The 21055-nt window shown below is 36.6% G+C and carries 17 protein-coding genes; 6 read left to right on the forward strand and 11 right to left on the reverse strand.

The window, feature by feature from the left end:
* Positions 1–166: 166 nt before the first annotated feature.
* The 3 genes from IGL42_RS06315 to IGL42_RS06325 all read left to right on the forward strand — a co-directional run bounded on the left by IGL42_RS06315 (position 167) and on the right by IGL42_RS06325 (position 2778).
* Positions 167–928: a DeoR/GlpR family DNA-binding transcription regulator gene (locus IGL42_RS06315; RefSeq protein ID WP_010710377.1), complete on the forward strand. Its 762-nt coding sequence runs from the start codon at positions 167–169 to the stop codon at positions 926–928.
* Positions 929–936: 8 nt separating this feature from the next.
* Positions 937–1566, forward strand: a complete 630-nt coding sequence (locus IGL42_RS06320; RefSeq protein WP_002357547.1) for an HAD family hydrolase — start codon at positions 937–939, stop codon at positions 1564–1566.
* Between the two features lie 219 nt (positions 1567–1785).
* Positions 1786–2778 (forward strand): IS30 family transposase, encoded by a 993-nt coding sequence (locus IGL42_RS06325; RefSeq protein WP_010710376.1) that lies wholly within the window; start codon positions 1786–1788, stop codon positions 2776–2778.
* A 294-nt stretch (positions 2779–3072) separates the two neighbouring features.
* Here the strand turns inward: IGL42_RS06325 and IGL42_RS06330 are convergent, their stop codons facing one another.
* The 4 genes from IGL42_RS06330 to IGL42_RS06345 all read right to left on the reverse strand — a co-directional run bounded on the left by IGL42_RS06330 (position 3073) and on the right by IGL42_RS06345 (position 9412).
* A complete protein-coding gene (locus IGL42_RS06330; protein ID WP_010710375.1) occupies positions 3073–4506 on the reverse strand; it encodes a cryptochrome/photolyase family protein in 1434 nt (477 codons plus the stop codon).
* A gap of 133 nt (positions 4507–4639) precedes the next feature.
* Positions 4640–5521: a helix-turn-helix domain-containing protein gene (locus tag IGL42_RS06335; RefSeq protein ID WP_002357542.1), complete on the reverse strand. Its 882-nt coding sequence runs from the start codon at positions 5519–5521 to the stop codon at positions 4640–4642.
* Between the two features lie 272 nt (positions 5522–5793).
* On the reverse strand, positions 5794–7722 hold the full coding sequence (locus IGL42_RS06340) for a sucrose-specific PTS transporter subunit IIBC (protein WP_002357541.1): 1929 nt from the start codon (positions 7720–7722) through the stop codon (positions 5794–5796).
* 16 nt (positions 7723–7738) lie between these two features.
* Positions 7739–9412, reverse strand: coding sequence for a glycoside hydrolase family 13 protein (locus tag IGL42_RS06345; protein WP_002382333.1), 1674 nt, complete (start codon positions 9410–9412; stop codon positions 7739–7741).
* A gap of 242 nt (positions 9413–9654) precedes the next feature.
* Between IGL42_RS06345 and IGL42_RS06350 the strand changes: the two genes are divergently transcribed.
* Both IGL42_RS06350 and IGL42_RS06355 read left to right on the forward strand, forming a co-directional pair.
* Positions 9655–11115, forward strand: a complete 1461-nt coding sequence (locus IGL42_RS06350; RefSeq protein WP_025191823.1) for a sucrose-6-phosphate hydrolase — start codon at positions 9655–9657, stop codon at positions 11113–11115.
* A gap of 18 nt (positions 11116–11133) precedes the next feature.
* Positions 11134–12114 (forward strand): LacI family DNA-binding transcriptional regulator, encoded by a 981-nt coding sequence (locus tag IGL42_RS06355; protein ID WP_002366709.1) that lies wholly within the window; start codon positions 11134–11136, stop codon positions 12112–12114.
* 59 nt (positions 12115–12173) lie between these two features.
* Here IGL42_RS06355 and IGL42_RS06360 read toward each other — a convergent pair whose 3' ends face one another.
* From IGL42_RS06360 to cls, 4 genes are all read right to left on the reverse strand, one after another.
* On the reverse strand, positions 12174–12335 hold the full coding sequence (locus IGL42_RS06360) for a hypothetical protein (RefSeq protein ID WP_002357537.1): 162 nt from the start codon (positions 12333–12335) through the stop codon (positions 12174–12176).
* 109 nt (positions 12336–12444) lie between these two features.
* Complete coding sequence (locus IGL42_RS06365) at positions 12445–13854, reverse strand: glycoside hydrolase family 1 protein (RefSeq protein ID WP_010710372.1); 1410 nt, start codon at positions 13852–13854, stop codon at positions 12445–12447.
* The gene (locus IGL42_RS06370) at positions 13854–15734 is read right to left on the reverse strand and encodes a beta-glucoside-specific PTS transporter subunit IIABC (protein ID WP_010710371.1); all 1881 of its coding nucleotides are present in this window, start codon (positions 15732–15734) and stop codon (positions 13854–13856) included. Before IGL42_RS06370 ends, IGL42_RS06365 begins: the two co-directional genes overlap by 1 nt.
* Positions 15735–16016: 282 nt before the next feature.
* Positions 16017–17477: a cardiolipin synthase gene (gene cls / locus IGL42_RS06375; RefSeq protein ID WP_002371124.1), complete on the reverse strand. Its 1461-nt coding sequence runs from the start codon at positions 17475–17477 to the stop codon at positions 16017–16019.
* Between the two features lie 180 nt (positions 17478–17657).
* Between cls and IGL42_RS06380 the strand changes: the two genes are divergently transcribed.
* Complete coding sequence (locus IGL42_RS06380; RefSeq protein WP_002361848.1) at positions 17658–18209, forward strand: DUF2179 domain-containing protein; 552 nt, start codon at positions 17658–17660, stop codon at positions 18207–18209.
* A gap of 58 nt (positions 18210–18267) precedes the next feature.
* Here the strand turns inward: IGL42_RS06380 and IGL42_RS06385 are convergent, their stop codons facing one another.
* The 3 genes from IGL42_RS06385 to pflA all read right to left on the reverse strand — a co-directional run bounded on the left by IGL42_RS06385 (position 18268) and on the right by pflA (position 21010).
* Complete coding sequence (locus IGL42_RS06385) at positions 18268–19152, reverse strand: DUF1803 domain-containing protein (protein WP_002360266.1); 885 nt, start codon at positions 19150–19152, stop codon at positions 18268–18270.
* A 71-nt stretch (positions 19153–19223) separates the two neighbouring features.
* On the reverse strand, positions 19224–20150 hold the full coding sequence (locus IGL42_RS06390; RefSeq protein ID WP_002360265.1) for a manganese-dependent inorganic pyrophosphatase: 927 nt from the start codon (positions 20148–20150) through the stop codon (positions 19224–19226).
* A gap of 95 nt (positions 20151–20245) precedes the next feature.
* Positions 20246–21010: a pyruvate formate-lyase-activating protein gene (pflA, locus tag IGL42_RS06395; protein WP_002357530.1), complete on the reverse strand. Its 765-nt coding sequence runs from the start codon at positions 21008–21010 to the stop codon at positions 20246–20248.
* Positions 21011–21055 lie beyond the last annotated feature (45 nt).

The following is a 21055-nucleotide window of genomic DNA, read 5'->3' on the forward strand; positions in this document are numbered from 1 at the left end:
GCTTTTCAATGCTTTTTATTCTACTCCCGAATACTAGAATAAAGTGCAACACTCAGCAAATTATTGTTGAGTGTTTTTGTTATGTATCGAGGGTTAACATTGATAAATAAGCTATTTTAAGCTAATGTATAAATACGCTTATACCAACTTAAAAGGAGGCGTGTTTATGATTCAAAAGAAACGACTTGAGTTAATTTTAGAGGAATTGAAGACGCGCGGAACTCTTAGTTTGAAGGAAATTATAAACTTAACAGGTTCTTCAAGAGATACAGCAAGAAGAGATATTATCAAATTAGCTCAAAATAATGCTATTGATCGCACATATGGTGGAATTAGTTTGCCCAATACCTTTAGTCGTTTAGATGAATATCTTGAACGTACTGAAGATCTCAGTGCTGAAAAAGATATTCTAGCAAAAACTGCTAGTAATTTAGTAAAAGATAATTCCCATATTTTTTTAGATATTTCGACAACGGTCAGTTGCATTCCAAGACATATAAGACCTTATGAGAATGTCATAGCAACGACAAATTCATTAGATATTACCGACCAACTATTGAGAAATACTAAATGTAAAACTAAGATTTTAGGTGGAAGCGTCGATCCTATCAAACGAAATGTCGTTGGAACGAAACCAATGCTTGAGCTGGATTCATTTATCTTTGATGTTGCTTTTATGAGTGCCGCTGGAATCACAACTTCAGGCATTTATTACGCCTACGATGAAGATATAGATTTCAAAAAAAAGATAAGAAAACAATCCAAACTTGTAGTTTTACTAATTGATAATACAAAAATCGGATTAAGTCATAACTATAAAGGTTTAGATTTCGAAGATATTGATTTTCTTGTTATAGAAAGTTGTCTACCAGATGATTTAGAAAGAACAATATCAGATAGTAATGTCTCTATAATAAATTCAAAGTAGGTGCAAACATGATTAAAACGGTATTATTTGACGTAGATGGAACAATCTTAGATACAGAATTTGTCATGATTAAGTCTTTACAAAAAACTCTAAAAGAAGAGAAAAACTTGGACGTTCCAGAAGAAAATTTAGAGTATATCTTAGGTATACCAGGTAAAAAAGCAATTGAACGGTATTCATCATCTGGAGAGGAAGTTGATAAGCTACATGCATGTTGGTCCGAAAATGTTAAACAATACTCTCATCTTGCGACTTTGTTTCCTCAAGTGGAAGAAGCATTGACTAAGTTAAAAGAAAACGAGATACAAATTGGGATTGTTACATCCAAAACAAATGAAGAAATGGAAAATGAATTTGAACATTTTGGTTTAAGTAAACTTTTTGATATTTCAGTAACTGCCTCTGATACAACGAAACATAAACCTAATCCTGAACCAATTCTATATGCATTAAATAAATTAGGAAGTTTACCCGAAGAAACAATTTATATAGGCGATTCTATCTATGATATGCATAGCTCACAATCAGCTGGAGCTAAATTTGCTTTAGCAAAGTGGGGAGCAAAAGAAAATCCACTATTCTCAAGTGCAGATATTAGGTTAGAAACTCCTCTAGAAATATTACAACACTTAAAATAGATCAGCTTACTAAAAAATATGTTATTTCATTAACGGTTAACATAAGTGAGGATTATTTCAAGTGAATTGTCGTAGCAAGGATTTCAATCACCTAGATTGTGAAATGAGAATGGTCTACCTACGAACGCCTTGTCATTAAGGGATTTGTGGGCAGAAATCTTTGTGATTTACTAGAAGCGTCGTTTGTTGGGTTTGTTTTTTTAGATAGGAGTTTATGAAATGTCGTATAACCATTTATCAGCTGAAGAGCGTGGACAAATAGAAGCGTATCTGAAGGAAGGAGTCTCTCAGGCTGAGATAGCTCGCCGATTGGATCGGCATAGATCCACGATCTCTAGAGAGATCAAACGTGGTTCCGAGCAAAGAAAGAAGAAGAGTCTCGCTAGTTTGCCTTATCAAGCAACTAGCGCTGGTAATTTAGCACGTATTCGCAAGAAAAATTGCGGAACAACTACTAAGGCTACTGTACACAATACTAAAACTATCATGAAGTATCTTGATATGAAATATTCGCCGGAACAGATAGCGAACGCAGTTCGTAGTGTAAAGATTTGTACATCAACAATTTATAACTGGATTTACAAAAAGATCGTTCCTTTCGATATTAAGAAATTACGCGGTCGTGGAAAACGTTACAAAATAAAGAATACTGGGAAACGATTAAAACGGCCGGATCGAGCTTTCTTTGAAGGGCGCACGTTGGAGAACCGACCAGAAGAGGTTCAGTTACGAACGGAGTTCGGTCATTGGGAAGCAGATACCGTTGTGTCCAAGCAAGGTGTTGCAGCGTGTCTAGCAACATTCATAGAACGTAAAACAAGGCATTATGTAGCAATTAAGATACCGAACAAGACAGGTAGATCCATGATGACAGCAATTAAGCGTCTAGTGAAAATGTATCCACATGGTGTGAAATCGATCACATGTGACCGTGGAAGCGAGTTTGTCAATCAGTTTGAAATTGGACTTATTGAAGACACTTTTGACTGCAAAATCTATTATGCTAATCCATGCGCGCCACATGAACGCGGATCAAATGAAAATCATAATGGATTACTCAGAGAATATTTTCCAAAACCATCTAATTTTAAAAATATTTCTCAAAATAAGATCAATCAAGCTGTTCAAAGTATGAATTTACGGCCACGAAAAATCTTTAAGTGGAAATCACCGCAGCACAAATTTAATTTGGAGTATTCGAAAGCTTTCTAGCACCAACAAATATTTTTTACATTGTTATAAAAAAGAATAAAACGAACGATACTATTTATACGGAAATTGAAACATGATATAATAGAGCAAATCACGAACAATATTTATACTAAAACAATTATATGTTGCACTTAATCCTAACATTCGCCAATTCAAAACTACTTTGTATAATGTATATTATGTAAACTAGAATAAAATAAAAAACTTTAGCCGATAAATTGCACTTCTCTTTCGACTAATTAATTTGCCCAACTAACCTTACAAGTTGTTTGCTAAGCTAGTTGGGTTTACTGTTTATTTAAACCTTGGATTGTTCATTTCTTGATGAATTTCTTTGCTCGCTTCATATAGAAATAATGTTTGTTTTTTACTTGATGCATAATCGACAATGGGTTTTGGATAATTTTCTCCTAAATGTACATGATATTGCGTTTGTAAGGCTTCGTTCATTAGATTTGGTTGATGAATATACTTTTGTGGCACTTGCTTAAGTTCTGGAACATATTTTTTGATGAACTGGCCGTCATTATCAAATTTTTTTGACTGGATAATTGGATTAAAAATCCGAAAATAAGGGACAGCGTCCGTTCCTGTTGAAGCAGCCCATTGCCAACCACCGATATTATTGGCAGCATCATAGTCAATCAACATTTTTTGAAAGTATTTTTCACCCCAACGCCAATCGATGTGTAAATTTTTAACTAAAAAAGAGGCAGTAATCATTCTTAAGCGATTGTGCATCCAACCAGTTTGATTCAGTTGTCGCATTGCGGCATCAATTATAGGGTACCCCGTCTCCCCTTTTTGCCACTTGACAAACATTTCTGGGTCATTTGTCCATTGAATATAACGAAATTTTTCTTGAATAGCTTCCTCTTTTTGTTGTGGAAACGCACTATAGATCATATTGTAAAAGTCGCGCCAAGCTAATTCTTTTTTGAAGGTTTCTTTACTTAAGCTAGAAGGCACAGATGCAAGCTCTTGCCAAATGGTGCGAATCGAAAGTTCTCCCGTTCTTAAAAAAGTAGACAGATGACTCGTTTGATCCTGATAAGGGAAATCACGCTTATTTTCATAGGATTGAAGTTTTTGATCAATAAAAGTATTTAAGCGCCTTCTGGCTGTTTCTTCGCCGACACTATAGTGTGTTAAAGGAATCCTCGCAATCTGTTCACGATAAGCTGCTTCCTCTTCTGGAAAAAGACACGCACTAAAAATTTTTTCAGCTGTATAGGAAACAGGAATCGGGGTTTCTTTAGGCGCCTCTTTCCATTTATTGTAATAGGGCGTAAACACTTGGTACTTGCTGCCATCGTTCTTCTTAATTTCTTCAGAGCCATGCAAATAGGCATCTTGAAAAGAGAAAGACTGAATATTATTTTCTTCAAAAAAGCGCATAGCTTGCTGGTCCCGCTTTGCCCCAAAGCCACAAGTATCTTCATTAAAATAAATGGCCTGCCAATCGGGTAATTTGCGTTTCAAACGTGAAAATAAATCTAACGGTTCGCCGACCATGATTTGTAAATGTGCCTCTTGATCGATTCGTTCTTTGAACGAGGCTAAACTTGCAAAAAAAGCGTTATGATTAGCACTTTCTTGAATAAATTGTTGAGGATTCATTTGGAATAATAAAATCAATTCATCAGCTGCAGAATTTTGTAACGCGTGTGCTAATGCTTTATTATCCTGTAATCGTAAATCACGTCTAAACCACATTACTCTTTTCATTTTTAAATCCTCCTAAATACTTCGTCTTGCTTATCGTAACCGTGACTGCTGATTTTTAAAAGCAACTTGCCTAGACTTTTCAAAAAGCCGATAAAAACTGGGTTTTCAGCTTTTATCGGCTTTTTGATTTAAATTAATAGGAAATATTAAAAGCTTTCATATCTTTCTCAATATATTGTAGGACTTCTGTATTGCCAAAAAATTGTGTAAAATAATAGGCTTGACGATAGTCATCGGCTGTGTCTTCCCCGAGCATTTGTTTATTAAAGGCTTTTTCATATAAAAGATAATCTAGCAAATAAATGGAGTGTTTGTCACGACAAATCTGAATCCCTTTTTCGCTTAAAGTGACACTTTTTTGGTAGTCTTTCATTTCCGAGTAGAATTTAGCAGAATTATAATAAATTCTACAACGCTCCAAGGAACATTCTAATTTAAATTGTTCCAATTCTTGTAATGATTTTTCGTAATACACTTGCGCTTTTCTCATATCTTTTTCCAGTTCATATAGCGTACCTAGCGCATTCAGGCTTAAAATGTTGTAAATATTGACTTTACGGTCAATTTCCGCGCCCCGATATAGGTAAAACAAGGCCTCTGCTTTATCTTTTTTTCCTAATAAACAAGTAATTCCCTTATAATATAACAATTTAGTCGTTAGTTCATTATTAGATAAGATAAGACCTTCAGGCACTTCTTGTAATAAATTGTAGGCCTCTAAGTGAAATAACCGTAAAGATAAATCCTCGACTTTGTTTAGTAGATTTTCAATTTTCTTTTCTTCAGAAATCATCATGCATTCTTCTACTTCTAAATCTAATCGGAGGCAAATAGATGAGAAAATATCTAAACTGTCACATAGATTACGGTTTTCAATATTACTAATTGTTGCTTGCGTACAGATGCCGTTAGCCAGCTCTGATTGTGTGATTTTTTTAAGTTTTCTCGCTTGTTTTATTTTGTCTCCTGCTACCTTCACGAACAGACCTCCACTTGTATTATTATGTAAATTCATTAAAAAATGTTATACTTTGATTATCAATTAAAGGAGGTACATGCTATGTTTGATTTACTTGCATTATTGACTGGAACATCAACTTATGGCAACGTTCCCCATGTTTAATTAGTCAATGCGTGTCAAGTATGGTCTTCCATACTTGGCATGTTTCCTTTAAAACTGACTCAATGATACTACAAACGGACAGACAAATACAACCGAAAATCATTGGTTTTTTATTAAGAAAAAGAACAGCAAGAAGTAGTTATCACTTCTTGCTGTTCTTTTGTTTAGTTAGGTGTATTTAGATTTAAAATGATTTGTTCCGGCGTAATTTCATTATGATCTGACATCATTGGCTCTACGCTTAAATAACTTGAAGTATTTGTAATGATAACCATGACAGTTGAGTCAAGCCCAGCTTCTTTAATGGCTTTTCGATCGAACGTTCCTAAAAGATCTCCTTTTTTAACACGGTGACCTTGGGTTACTTGTGTCTGAAAGACCTCCTGCCCCAATGTGACAGTATCAATTCCTATATGAATTAATACTTCAGCTCCTGCGTCCGTTTGGATACCATAAGCGTGTCCAGTTTCTGCAACCAAGTTTAATAAACCATCTGCAGGCGCGTAAACCTTGTTCGCTGTTGGCATGATTGCTAAACCTTTGCCCATCATCTCGCTTGAAAATACCGGGTCATTAACAGCAGTAAGATTCATGGCGTAACCATTTACCGGAGAAAAAAGTTGTTCATCTAAGGTGTTATGTTGCATTTCAAAGACTTCGCGTTCTTCCTCTTCGATTACTTTATCTGAAATCAAAACCTCTTGCGGAATTGCAAATAGACTGGTTAATGCATAACATACACCGACAGATAAAAGTGCGACTAATAAATAGATCACTAATTGATGTGCACTATAGATATACATTAAGAAAGAAGGAATAACGGCTAAGCCATAAGAATTTGATTGAATATGAAAAATAGCTAAAATTGCTCCGCCTAAACCTGATGTAAACAAGACACATAGCAGTGGTTTTAAGTTCCAACGAATAAGTAATCCAAATAACACAGGCTCACTAACTCCAAATAATTGAGACAACATAGAACCAATGGCTGTCGACTTCACTTTGCTATCTTGCGCTTTTTTCGCAAAGGCTAAACAACTGCCAACGTTAGCAAACCCATACATGGCACATATTGTAATCAATGCATTAAATCCTGTATTTGCTAATAATGATGTTTCTACCATAGTTAGTGTATGATGAATACCAATCAAAACCATTAAAGGATATGAGGCACCAATCACGAAACCACCTAGTCCTAAGGGCAACCCAATCAACCATTGGACAACATCTACCATGCCTAATTCAACGGTATGCAAAATTGGGCCAATTCCGAGAATCATGATTAAAAAAGTAATTAACATAGTCATAAAGGGTGTAAAAATTTGATCAAGAATATTCGGCATCTTTTTTCGGAAAAAAAGTTCAATCTTTGCGCCAATTATACCAGCAGCAATTGCACTTAAAACGGACCCTTGTGCACCGACAACTGGGATAAAACCAAAAGCCATAATAGCTTTCACGCCAGAATCTGGTGTTGCAACTGCATAAGCGTTTGGTAAAATGGGTGATACCATCATTAAACCAATAACAATCCCGATTACAGGCGTCGCATTAAATGCTTTAAAGGTAGACCAAACAATCAAAGCTGGCAAAAAGGCAAAGACGGTATCTGTAATGACAGAGACAATTTGTTGAAAGCTTTCAGGAATATTGGCTACACTTGCTCCGAATAATTGTAAAAAAGTATCGTTAAAAATAACACCTTTTAACCCTAGGAACAATCCTGTTGCTGCAATTACTGGAACAATTGGAATGAATATTTCACTTAAAATGCGCATTGTTTTGCGCATGCCTGTTTCATTATTTTTTAAAATTGCTGTTTGCTCTGCTTTTGACACAACATTGATTCCAAGTTTTTCTATTTCATCATACACTTTAGTCACAATACCAGTTCCTAAAATCACTTGGTATTGACCACCATTATAAAAAACCCCCTTGACTAAATCGATTTTTTCTAGTTGTTTACCATCTACTTGTTCATGGTCCTTCAAAATAAAACGTAACCGCGTTTGACAATGGGTGACCGATATAATGTTATCCATACCGATTAATTGAATAATGTCTTTGGCTGCCTGCTGATAATTTTCTGCCATGTTATACTCCTCCTAGCTACTCATTTATAGTAATCAATAGTCCTTGATAGCTTTTTAATAATGTTCCCTGCTGAACTAATTGCTCTCGTTCTTCAGACTGTGTATCAAAAATAACTGTGCCATTAACTAAATAATGAGGGATTGGAACCGCCTCACCAAAATTAAAAAAGGCGTAAATCGTTTTTTCATTTAATTTGCGTTTATAAGCAATAACATTATCTGGAAGATTTGACAGACCCTCAAATGTTCCATAAAGTAAGATGTCTGTATAGGGACTCTTTTGACGAAATGCAATCATCCGCTTATAGAAATGAAAAATACTTTGACTATTTTTTATTTCTGCTTCGGCATTGATTTCTTTATAATTATCCACCATTCCTAACCAAGGCTTGACGCTTGAAAAACCGCCATACATAGAATCATTCCATGGAAAAGGCGTGCGGGCATTGTCTCGACTACGCAAATTGACAAGTGACAAGGCTTCTTTGGGCGTAAATCCTTCTTTTATTGCTCGATAGTATTGATCAATGCTAGAAATATCATCGAATTCATCAATCGAACCCCTTTCAAAATTGGTCATTCCTAATTCTTGTCCTTGGTAAATAAAAGGCGTGCCCCTTAAAAAGAAATACATGGCGCCGAATGTTTTAACCGCATTTGGCTGTTGAGCCTGTTCTTTTAAATATTTCGTTGTCGCTCGAGGTTGATCATGATTTTCAATAAAATTTGCACTCCAACCAGCCTCTTGCATGGCTTCTTGCTGTTTGAAAATTAATGTGCGTAAATCATTCCAAGACCAATCGATTCTATAAAACCATTCGCTTCCTGATTTCACATCCAAATCAGCCCATTTGAAGTCAAAAATCATGTCGAAATACCCTGTTTCTCCAATAAATTCTGATAAATTTAGATAATTGACGCCGGCTGCTTCGGCAACTGTGACAATATCAAAGCCAGCAAAAGCTTTTTCTTTTAATTCGTTCAGAAAGTCACTCATTCCTGGCATGTTTCTACTAGCTTTTGTTACTTTGGCTAATTGATCTGCCCCATCAGCAGGTAAGTTTGTCCAAGTCAAATCTTTCTTAATAAAATTAATCGCATCTACACGAAAACCAGCAATTCCTTTGTTTAACCAAAAACGAATCATTTGATAGATTTCTTTGCGTAGTTCAGGATTTTCCCAATTTAAATCCGGCTGTTTTTTATGAAAGGCATGAAAGTAGTAGGCATCTTCCCCAGGTAATTTTTCCCAAACACTACCACCGAAGTTAGACCGCCAATTTGTAGGTGCTTCTCGTCCTTCTTTTATAATATAAAAGTCTCGAAAACGACTTTGAGGATTTTTTAAAACATCTTGAAACCAAGCATGTTCATCAGATGTATGGTTTACCACCAAATCTAAAATAACTTTTATGTTTCGTTTTTTTGCTTCTTCAATGAGTTCATCGAAGTCTGCCATTGTACCAAAATCGCTAGAAATACCATAATAGTCTGAAATATCATATCCATTGTCAGCCATTGGCGACGGGTACATTGGACTCAGCCAAATCAGCGTAATTCCTAAATTTTCTAAGTAATCCAGTTTTTGAATAATGCCTTGTAAATCACCAATTCCGTCATTATTACTATCCGAAAAGCTACGTGGATAAATTTGATAGGCCACTTCTTTTTGCCACCAATTTCTGTTCATTCTGGTTCTCCTCACTCTTAAACTAGTCCTGTTAATTTTTTCTGTAACCGTTTTTACATTTTGTATGATACTCGTTTTTGCGTAATATGTCAAACGTTTATCATAAATAAATGTAAATTATAATATTCTTTTGATTTAAATAGATTTATATATGTTATACGTTTGACTTTTTTCTGATTTGTTTATACTATTAGACTAACTACTATTTTCTAATAAAGGAGACATTACTTATGTCAAGCATCATGAACCAATGGACTGATGAATTACGTTATGCGCCTTATTCTTCTTGGACATCTGCTCACCTCGAAAATCTAACTTCTATTACCGCGCAATCTAGTTGGCGTTTTAAGTATCATATTCAACCACAGACAGGACTACTAAATGATCCCAACGGTTTTTCGTATTTCAATAACCAGTGGCATTTATTTTATCAAGCGTTTCCTTTCGGGAGTGTTCACGGACTAAAAAGTTGGGCCCACTTAACTTCCTCCGACTTAATTCACTGGGATTATGAAGGAATTGCCCTTTATCCCGACTCTGAATATGATTCTCATGGCGTCTATTCAGGCTCAGCTTTACCAATAGATAACCAACTATGTTTATTTTATACAGGGAATGTTCGTGATCAAACTTGGCAACGATTTGCATATCAAAATATTGCATGGCTGAATTCTTTAGGTGCGATCACAAAGGAATCAACACCATTCCTACCTATTGACCCCAATTATTCTTCCCATTTTCGTGATCCGATGGTATTTCCTTATCAAGAAGGACTTGTTTTATTAATTGGTGCTAGTGATTTAAATGGACAAGGAAAAATTGTGGTCTATTTTTCTAAAGATCGAAATGTACACAATTTTCATCAACTTGGCGAATTGACGTTCACCGACCAAGAATTAGGCTACATGGTTGAATGCCCCAATTTGGTATTTATTGATGGCCAGCCTGTCTTATTATTTTGCCCACAAGGTCTATCTCCATCTGTAAAAAGTTATCAGAATATCTATCCGAATATGTACACATTGGCCGAAACGTTTGATTTGGAGAATCTTTCTTTAGTTCAGGCTGGGCCTTTTGAAAATTTAGATGAAGGATTTGATGTCTACGCCACTCAAGCCTTTAATGCGCCAGATGGTCGTGCACTTGCGGTCAGTTGGATTGGGTTGCCAGAAATCACTTACCCAAGTGATGTGGAGGGTTGGGCAAATGGCTTAAGTCTGGTTAAAGAACTCACAATTCACAACGGGAAACTATTTCAATATCCAGTTTCTGAAACAGAAATGCTTCGTCAATCCGCCACTACTTTATCAAATGGCTGCCATTTTTTATCTACTGCTTCTTTTGAATTAGAAGTGGATATTCCCAAAAATGAGATTGCTTTTATTCGGCTTTTAGCGAACGAAACGGGTTCAAAAGGACTTTTAATTACAATTGATACGATTCATGGTAAAATAACCCTTGATCGAACATTTGCTGGCCAACCTTTTGCTGAAAAGTATGGCACAATTCGTGAAACTAAAATTAGGAAAAATAAGTCAGTTCAGTTAACTATTTTTGTTGATTGCTCTGTTGCAGAAATCTATGTAAATAAAGGTGAAAAAACGATGACTGGTCGCTTCTTTCCAGATAAAGCGCAACAGTATCTTCATCTATCCAAGACGGCAAAAGCTTGTTTTTATGAGCTGGAAAATACGAATAATTAGGAATGATGGTGAATTTTGATGGTGGTTAAATTAACGGATGTAGCAAAGCTTGCTGGGGTGAGCCCGACAACGGTAAGCCGCGTGATTAATAATTATGGTTATCTTAGTCAAAAAACAATTGATAAAGTTCATCAAGCGATGGAAGAATTAAATTATCAACCTAATGGATTAGCCAGAAGCCTCCAAGGAAAAAGTACGCAGCTGATTGGTTTAGTCTTCCCTTCTGTTAGTCATCCATTTTTTGGTGAATTAATTGAAACACTGGAAAGAAAGCTCTTTGTTCAAGGATATAAAGTGATTTTATGTGATAGTGAAAAAGATCCAGAAAAAGAGCGCGCCTATTTACGAATGCTCGCTGCAAATAAAGTGGACGGTGTAATCACTGGTAGCCATAACTTAGCTATTAACGAATATGAAAATGTTTCACTACCTATTGTTTCCTTTGACCGTTTCTTGGCACCTGGCATTCCAATTGTCTCTTCGCAAAACTTTCAAGGGGGCCAAAAAGCCACTGAAGCCTTATTTGCAAGTGGTGCACAAAAGATTGCAATTATTACTGGTGCTAATAACACAGGCGCACCTAGCGATTATCGATTGGCTGGTTATAAACAAACAATGGAAAAATATGGCGCAGAAAAAACGATTCTACAAATTGATAATGGGACCTCAACAACATTAAAAAATCTAGAAATCGAACGTTTGCTTCAAAATAAAACTGTAGACGGCATCTTTTGTACAGATGATTTGACAGCAATTACAGTTATGAATATTGCTCAAAAATTGAAGATAGCCATTCCTGAAGAATTAAAAGTAATTGGTTATGATGGGACAAAATTAATCAAAAGAATTGCCCCACAACTATCAACCATTGTGCAGCCAATCGACGAGATGTGTGACGTTATGATTGACTTACTGCTTCGTAGAATGAAGGATCCTGATGTTGCACTCGAGGAAAATTATCCTATTCCGATTCAGCTATCATTGTCTGAATCCTGTTAAAAAAGACACCTTTTCAGGTGTCTTTTTTTATTCTTAATTCCTCATTTGCCTATTTTCCCTTAATTCCAAAGCACAGAGATTAAATAATACAACAACATGATCCCTACAAATACACCGAGCATTAGTAAAACATACCACCAATTTTTGGCGCTATAGGTTTCATTTTTATTTTTTTCGGTTCGTTTCCCGGCAGCCCATTTCCATAAATCGTAATTATTCATCTCTCTCACCACCTTTAATGGGTTTATTAACTTAAGCCTAACACGGAATGAGAGAACTTGAAAACAAAAGGATCACCCGCTTATGCAATGGATGATCCTTTTTTGGGCACTATTCTTCTGATAACCCATTATTTTTAATAACTGATTGGTACCAATAAAAACTATCTTTTTTAATGCGTCGTAAATCTTTTAACTCATGGTCTTCACGATTGACGTAAATAAAACCGTAGCGTTTTTTGAATCCTTGATGAGAACTTAAAATATCCATGACCGACCAAGGGCAATAGCCAAACAACTCAACACCGTCAGAAATAGCCGCATGACAAGCAGCAATATGATCATGCAAATACGCAATTCGATAATCATCATGAATTTTTCCGTCCTCTGTTAGGTGATCTGGTGTGCCTAAGCCGTTTTCTGTAATGATTAACGGCAAACGGTATTGACGATAATAATCATTTAAAACTAAACGTAGACCAGTTGGATCAATTTGGGCGCCATACTTAGAGGTTTTTAAATGTTGATTTTTTTCGATTTTAAAATAACCGTATAGATCAAAATCAATGTCCTTTTCTTTCGTACCCAATGGGTGTTGCTCATCTGTCGGTAAATAGCTAGCGACTAACGTCCGATAATAATTAAGAGCGATAAAATCTGGTTTAGCGGCTTTCAAAATTGCTTGATCTTCTGGCTGTGTTTCGGGATAAATGCCGCATTTGGTCAAATACTCTTGATAGTAACCAGGGTATTCGCCAAAACAATACATTTCTAGAGCGTAATTCGTTTTAAAGTTATCATTCATACGAGCCGCCCAAACATCTTCAGGCTTATTAGAACTAGGATAAGTCATCGTTGAGGAAACAGAGGGACCGACTTTTCCCCCAGCAACCAATTGGTGACAATCATTCGTCGCTAACGCATGGGCAACAAACATATGGTAATCCATTTGTGCACGAATTTTTTCAGCATTTTCTGGTGCAACGTCGTACATATTCATTCGTTCATCGACACGAATCATTAAGTTTTGTTCGTTTGTAACTTGCCAATTTTTGACTCGATCACCAAACGCTTGATAACAGACTTGCGCATAGCGTTGAAATGCGGAAACGCAGCGACGATCCGCCCAACCATTGTATTTTTCCACCAACGCAAAAGGTAAATCAAAATGATAAAGTGTGACAAACGGCAAAATATCGTTTTCTAAAAGTGTATCAATGACGGCATTATAAAAATCGATGCCGGCTTGATTGATTTCGCCATCACCTGTTGGAATGATTCGTGCCCATGAAAGAGAAAAACGATAGGTTTTTAAGCCTAATTCTTTCATTAACGCAATGTCCTCTTTGAAATGATGGTAAAAATCGCTGGCGACTTTCGTATCTGCTTGTACAGCTGACTTTTTAAAAGAATTGTAATCAGCAACTGTTAGGCCTTTGCCGTCCTCATTCCAAGCGCCCTCAATTTGAAAAGCGGATGAAGAAGCGCCCCATAAAAAATCGTTCTTAAATTGTTTAACCATTAGTTTTGCTCCTTTACTTGCATGAAAAATAAATTTGTTTGTGGTGTAATCTCTGTTTGTTTGGTTGTCTCAATTACAGCCATTTCCGCAGTATTTGTTACGATGACTAAGACGGTTGGATCATAACCAGCAGCTTGGATGATTTGTTTATCAAAAGAGAGCAGTTTTTGTCCTAGTCTGACCCTTTCTCCTACTTTTACGAACGTTTCAAATCCCCGCCCTTTTAATTCGACTGTATTGATTCCAATGTGAAGGAGGATTTCAGCACCATTGTCTAACTTTAAGCCAATTGCATGATGAGTTGGATATAAAGCCGTCACTTGCCCATTTCCTGGTGAAACAATTTGTTCCTCTGTCGGATAAATAGCTAGCGTTTTTCCCATTTGTTGAGAAGCAAAGACTTCATCGTTGATTTGGTCTAAAGATACGAGTTGTCCTTGAACAGGTGCTTGAATCCGTTGCTTTTCTTTGACTGTCCCTGCCTCTGTCTTTAAGCCGGGTTCTTGACGTGACTCGTCAAGCGGTAAATCATTAAAGCCTAGAAAAATCGTTAATAGAAATGCACCAAAAAAAGCAATGCCACAACCTAATAAATAACAAATAAAGGCTTTGGTTCCTGCTTCTGCGTAAACTGGGATGGTCAAGAGTCCTTGGTTAGCGAAGGCTGTCCCGTAGGAACCGCCCCAGCCCATTAAGGCCCCGCCTGCTGCTCCGCTAGCCACCGCATAAATCATCGGTTTTTTTAGCCGCAAGTTTGCACCATAAATGGCTGGTTCTGTGATACCAAATAATGCAGTCACTGTTGCAGAGGCAGCAACAGCTTTCAAGTCTTTATTTTTTGTGCGGACAAACACGCCAAATGCGGCGCCCGCTTGAGAAAAGTTTGCTGCACCAGCAAACGCTAGCAAATTTTGCCGCCCTGTTCGAGCGACATCATTAATCCCAATTGGCACAAGTCCGCGGTGAGCCCCAAAAATGACTAAGACACACCAAATTCCGCCGATAAAACCGCCTAACAAGATGGGACTAAAATTCATTATATAATAATACAACCAATTCACGCCGTCACCTAAATAAATCCCTATCGGTCCAAATAATAATAAAGTGGCTGGAATCATTAAAAGTAATGACAGCGTAGGAACCATAATAATTTTTAGAACTTCTGGAATGACTTTTTCCAAAAAGCGTTGCACATAAGCTAACATAAAAATTGCAAGAATAATAGGAATTACTGTGGAAACATAATTGGCTTTGGTCACATGTAATCCAAACAAGGTAACCGCTGATTCTTCAGTCATTAATGAAACGATGGTTGGATAACATAAGGTGGCACCAATTACCATGGCGATATATTCGTTTGTTTTGAAAACCTTAGCAGCTGAATAACCTAAAATAACTGGCATAAAATAAAAAAGTGCATCGGAAGCGGCGCTTAAAATAATATACGTATTCAAAGGTTTTAAATCGACCTGGTAAAAATTGTTTGCGACCATCACAGCGATGGCTAGAATTCCTTTTAACATGCCTGAAGCGGCAATTGCTGGTACGACAGGTGTGAAAATCGCGGCAACAGTATTTAAAATTCGATTGCCTAATGAATTTTTTTCTTTTGTAGATGTTTTGGTCGTAAGTTGCTGAGCCAACAAAGGTTCTAGAGCATTATAAACATGCGCGACTTTATTGCCTAAAACCACTTGATACTGCCCGCCACTTTCAACAACAGAAATGACACCTTCTGTTTGTAGTAAGGCTTCTTTGTTCGCTTGTTTCGTATCTTTCAATATGAAACGCAATCGTGTATAACAATGTGTGACATCCACGATATTGTCTTTGCCACCTACGTCTTTCAAAATTTCTTTTGCTATCGCTTGGTAGTCCATGATGACCACTCCTTATCTATAAAATAACAGCTCAATAAAAAAGACCAAATCACACATGCACGTTTCAGCAAACACACTCAATATTTGCTCGTCGTGAATGTCCCTTTGATCTGATCTACGTAATAACTATGTTTCTCACGATAGAATAGCTGATTGAATTTATTTTTAATTTACCATTATTTAGAGGGATTATCAATGAATTAGGTAGACCACCTCAGTGTTTTGTTACTAAAATCAGCAGTGAAAATAGTAGTTTACTACATTCACTGCTGATTTATTTGATTACAAGACTGGGGACAACAAGCGTGAAAAGTTTTGCTTGAAGCGTAGCCAGTACCCTTGTTTTTTAATTATCTCGTCGGTTAGTAAGACACTTTTTTCTATATCTTCTTCAAAGACTTGCGCTAACATCCACGCAATGTCGGGATTGTAAATAAACGTACTTACCTCAAAATTCAATGAATAACTGCGAATATCTTGGTTTGTTGTCCCAACCATAGCTAATTCATCATCAATCACCATTGTTTTTGCATGAATAAACCCACTATCATAAATATAAATTTTAATGCCGCGTTTGTGTAAGTAATTCGCGTAATATTGTGTTGCGCGGTAAATAAAGGGATGGTCAGGCATACAAGGAATCATAATTCGCACGTCCACACCCGAACGAACCGCCACTAACAACGCATTAATCATACTATCATCAGGGATTAAATACGGTGTTTGAATCCAGACGCTCTTTTCTGCAGAAAAAATCATCCGAACAAACCCGCTTTTCAAAATTTCTTCTTCTGAATCAGGACCATCTGAAACAACTTGTAAGGACAAATGCTCCACTTCATGATCTTCTGGTAATTTAAAATATTTTTCATGATACGTCATACGTTCTTCAGGATATTTGACTGAAGCATTCCAATCCATGATAAATATCTCTTGCAATGAAAATACGGCCGTCCCGACCAAACGAATATGGGTATCTCGCCAGTAACCAAATTTTTCGGTGACATTCAAATATTGATCCCCAACATTGAACCCGCCGGTCCAGCCAATTTTCCCATCGATGACAACAATTTTCCGATGCAAGTGATAATTTAGACGTGTTTTACGGATCATATCGCGAGAAGTAATAAAGGGAGCTACTTTTCCTCCAGCGTCAACGTAACGAGCAAAAAACTTTTTGTTTGCGCCGGGTGAACCCCAAGGATCGTAAATTAAGTAAACTTCCACGCCTTCATGCAACTTTTCGATTAATACATCTAAAAATTGATTGCCAATCGTGTCATTAAAAAACGCATAATATTCCACATGAACGGTTTCTTTCGCTGCACGAATATCTTCAAATAATGCTTGGAATTTTTCTTGGCCATCTGTGAATAATTGCAAACTATTTCTTTTGGCCAACGGTGATGCGTCCATATTCCGGAAATAACGATTTAAAACTTTCGCATCATAAAGTAAATCATAACGTTTATCGCGCCCTGCTTTTTTGTTATCAACGTCCACTTTTTCTTTAATTCGTTGAACCATTTGTTTTTCATCATCAGACAATTTAAAAACTTCTTGTCCATCGATACCTCGCCCACAGAATAAGTAAATAATAAAGCCGATACCAGGCAAGAAAATCAACGTCATCATCCATGCTAAAACGCTGGAAATACTACGAGGTTTTCTAAAAACAGTAATTAAGGCAGCAATAACGTTAATTACTAATAAAAATAACAAAATCCAAACAAAAATTTTCATCGCTTACCTCCTTCTTACTTCATACTAAGATTATATCAAATAACAGTTAAATTAGGCGAATAATATGAGCGAGTATTCAAAAAAGAATTCATTTCTATAAGTGTTTCGCCTTTGATTCTCAGTTTTTCTGTACTATAATGAGGGCTGGATGTAAAGATTTTGAAAAGAAGTACTTATTTTATGGTCGTTGATTTGAAAATGTTAGCTATGATTTTTATCATTAATTTTGCGTATATTACCTTAAATACTATTCGTTTTATGTTAACGATGAAAGGTTATCGGGTTATTGCACCGCTGGTTAGTATGGCTGAAATAACAATTTATGTCTTAGGGCTAAGTATGGTTCTGAATCGGTTAGACAATCCTTTAAATTTACTTGTTTATGCGCTTGGTTACGCTGTTGGCATTAGTGTAGGAATTAAAATCGAAGACTATTTGGCCTTGGGTTATATTATGGTATCGGTTATCCTCCCTTCTACTACTGAACAATTTCATTTACCAGAAACACTTCGTGAACACGGCTATGGTGTTACGCAAAGTGTCGCCTACGGACGCGAAGGAGAACGAATGGTTTTAGAAATTCTTTCCCCAAGAAAAAACGAACGTACATTGTACAAATTAATCAATCAATTAGAGCCGAGAGCATTTATCATTTCCTATGAGCCTAAGTTCATTTCCGGTGGGTTTTGGACGAAAAAAGTTCGCAAAAGAAATGACGCCATTTCTCACTAAGAAGCGGCGTCATTTCTTGTTATTGATTTTTAGTTTACATAATAAAATTATCGTAACTTTAATTTATTCTAAGATAACTTAGAGAGTTCGTACCTAGTTGCTCAATCAATTGTTGCATAAAAACTAAGCGTTCGATGGCCGATCGGTTAGCAATTTTTTCATAATAAAATGCTAGAATATCCGACTGTGCTTCTAAAGGCTCGGCTTGTTCCGTTGCTACTGGTAAAAGGAGTTTTAAGTGGTCCTGGTCAATCGTAATCACTTGGGTCAAGTGCAAACTTTCTTGAAAAATATTAGGCACAGTACTGACTTTGCGGCCTCGCAGAGCTTGTTTAATGACTCTTCTCGCTTGCGAAAGATAGTATTCAGGATTTACGTCCCCTAGCAAGTCATATAAAGCGCTGAAGGCTTCTGGCAAGGCTTCCTCTTTGCCCAAATAATCAAAATAACGAGGCATTGTTGGAACCTCTGTCTTCTCTTTTTCAAGCGTAATTATAGATAGTTGTGCCGAGGCCAATCTTTGTTTTTGATAAAATGAGGGGCCACCGCTCACGCCAAAAAAATAGTCTTCCTCTTCTGGAAACACTTGTGGCCAAAAAGATTCAGCTAGCCAAAATAATTGCTCTGTTACAGTTCCTTTAAATTTAGGAAGTTCGTCTTCAGCCAAGGGCAAACTCGCAACTTCAGCTGCCGTATAAATAGGAAAATTCAAACGATATTGACGATTTTCCCGAATGATTAACTGACAATCAATCATTTCTGATAAAAATTGTTCTAACTTGGCTTCTGTTGCAAAGGCCGCTTTTAATTGTCTTAAAATGATTCTTTCTTCCCGATGTTCATACATAAAAGTAACAAGAGGGAAAAAAAGTGATTGGTTGAGCAAATGATTGTATTGTTTCGTTTGTTGCGGAGAATGATAGTAAATTGCTAAATCATTCATGTTAACGCCCCTTTACTATTGAAGCGCCTAAGCAACAAGGAATTTATCGCGTTGCTTAGGCGCTTACGGTTTTAGTTAAAGACTTCTGTTAATTGTGGTACTACTTGTTTTTTACGAGAAACAACGCCGGGTAAGAACGCACGATTGTTAACTAGTGTTACATTGAACGCTGCTTCAATTTTGGCTTGTTCCGCACCAATCGCTAATAATTCAGAATCACTGTCTAAGATATTCGTAATAATTAAGACAAACAAGTCATAATTATTGGCTGCATTTTCTGCGGCCATAGCTGCTTCTAATTCAGCTTGACGATCTAAAACTTCTGCTAAATCGACGGTATTTACTTGGGCAACGCGAACTGTTTTGCCGTTCATTGGGAAGCTCTTAGCATCTAAATCTAAAAGGACTTCAGCTGATTTATCGCTTAAATTTGTTCCTGCTTTTAATAAGTCAAGACCATAGCCTTCTAAATTGATTTCAGCAATATCAGCTAGGGCGTGCGCTGCATCGATGTCTTCTTGTGTGCAAGTTGGTGATTTAAATAATAATGTATCAGAAATAATCGCTGAGACCATCATACCAGCAATTTGAGCTGGAATTGTCACGTTATTTTCTTTAAACATTTTATAGATGATTGTACTGGTACACCCTACTGGTTCTGCACGATAATACAATGGATCTGCTGTTTCGAAGTTGGCAATCCGGTGATGATCCACTACTGCTAAAATGTTTACTTCAGCGATATCTGAAATGCTTTGTTGGAATTCGTTATGATCCACTAACATGACTTGGTTTGTTTCGCTAGCTGCTTCAGTGACAACACGTGGTGCTTCAATATTAAAATAATCTAAGGCATATTGAGTTTCTTCACTTGGTGTTCCTAAAGCGACAGCTTCTGTCTCTTTTCCTAATTCTTTTTGTAAGTAAGCAAAACTAATTGCTGCTCCGATAGCATCTGTATCAGGATTTTGGTGTCCAAAAACTAAAATTTTTGACATAATACACACTCCTTGGTTTTGATTCACTCTTAATGATAACAAAAAATAGAAAAGAAACAACAAAAAAATTGTCTTCTTTTCTATTTTTTCGTTTGTTAACGTGCTAGATAACCTTGATAGTCCTCGACATGTAGTAGTTTTTTCGCATTTTCAACACGATCATTTTTAGGAGGCTCAATTCCTTCTAATGGATAAGGAATACCTAGTTCTTCCCATTTGTACTTGCCCATCGTATGGTAAGGAAGCACTTCAACTTTATCTACATTGTTTAATGTTTTTATGAAGGCATCCAGACGGATTAAATATTCGTCGTAATCACTACGTTGAGGCACCAATACGTGGCGAATCCAAACAGGTTTGTCAATTTCAGATAAATAGGTAGCCATCTCTAAAATATTATCATTTGATTGCGTTGTTAACAGTTTATGTTGCTCGTTATCAATATGTTTGATGTCAAATAAGAGTAAATCTGTATACTTCATCAATTCATCAAATTGACTAATGAAGGGTTCTTCCCGAGTAAAAGGCTTGCCACACGTATCTAAGGTTGTATGAATGCCTTGTGCTTTGGCTTTTTTAAATAAATCGATCAAAAAGTCCATTTGCAATAGCGGCTCACCACCACTGACAGTGATACCACCCTTTTCGCCCCAATAAGAGCGAAAACGTAATGCTTCCTCTAATACTTCGTCAGTCGTCACCACACGACCACCGGAACCAATTTTCCAAGTATCTGGATTATGACAGAATTGACATCTCATGCGACACCCTTGTGTAAATACGATAAAACGGACACCTGGGCCATCAACGGTACCAAAATTTTCTGTTGAATGAATTCTACCTGTAACTGGTGTTGTCATAATGATCCCTCTTCTTTCAAACGAAAAGGATGACACGTTGAATGT

It is taken from the genome of Enterococcus sp. DIV0712, from assembly GCF_050554855.1.
Taxonomy (GTDB): domain Bacteria; phylum Bacillota; class Bacilli; order Lactobacillales; family Enterococcaceae; genus Enterococcus; species Enterococcus faecalis.